The sequence below is a fragment of the Micromonospora thermarum genome (genome assembly GCF_012034245.1).
GTDB classification, from domain to species: Bacteria; Actinomycetota; Actinomycetes; order Mycobacteriales; family Micromonosporaceae; genus Micromonospora; species Micromonospora thermarum.
Window position 1 is genome coordinate 1 of the sequence record NZ_JAATEO010000100.1, and the last position, 851, is coordinate 851.

Consider the following 851-nt stretch of genomic DNA (forward strand, 5'->3'; position numbering starts at 1 on the left):
GGGAACACAGTGCCGGCCATCGCCCGCCTGGTCCAAGCTGATGAGGACACGATCCGGCAGGTCATCCACCGGTTCAACGAGATGGGGATGGCCAGCCTGGACCCTCAGTGGGCGGGTGGCCGTCCCCGCCAGATCACTAGCGACGAAGAGCAGCTCATCGTCGAGACGGCCAACACTCGCCCCGAAGCGCTGGGGCGGCCGTTCACCCGGTGGAGCATCCGCAAGCTCGCCGACCACCTGCGCCTGCATGCCACCCGCCGGATCCGTATCGGACGGGAGCGGCTGCGGCAGATCCTGCACCGGCACCGGATCACCTTCCAGCGGACCAAGACGTGGAAGGAGTCCACCGACCCTGACCGGGATGCCAAGCTCGCCCGGATCGAGTACGTGAGCAGCCAGTTCCCGCAGCGGGTGTTCGCGTTCGACGAGTTCGGGCCCCTGGTGATCCGGCCGCAGGCCGGCGCCGGCTGGGCGCCGGCCGGGCATCCGCACCGGCTGCCCGCGAACTACCACAAGCTGCAGGGGGTTCGGCAGTTCCACGGCTGCTACTCCGTCGGTGACGACCAGCTCTGGGGCGTCGTGCGGCGGCGTAAGAGCGCCGCGAACACCCTCGCCGCACTCAAGTCGATCCGCGCCGCCCGCCCCGACGGGGCACCGATCTACATCATCCTGGACAACCTGTCCGCGCACAAAGGCCACAAGATCCGCACGTGGGCGGCCCGCAACAAGGTCGAACTCTGCTTCACTCCGACCTACGCCTCCTGGGCCAACCCGATCGAGGCCCAGTTCGGGCCGCTACGCACCTTCGTCATCGCCGGCTCGAACCACCCCAACCACCCCGCGCTCGCCCG

At 69.1% G+C, this 851-nt stretch carries 1 protein-coding gene; it reads left to right on the forward strand.

Annotated elements, in window-relative coordinates:
• On the forward strand, positions 1-851 hold an 851-nt coding region (locus HCJ94_RS29380; RefSeq protein WP_168004247.1), incomplete at both ends, for an IS630 family transposase.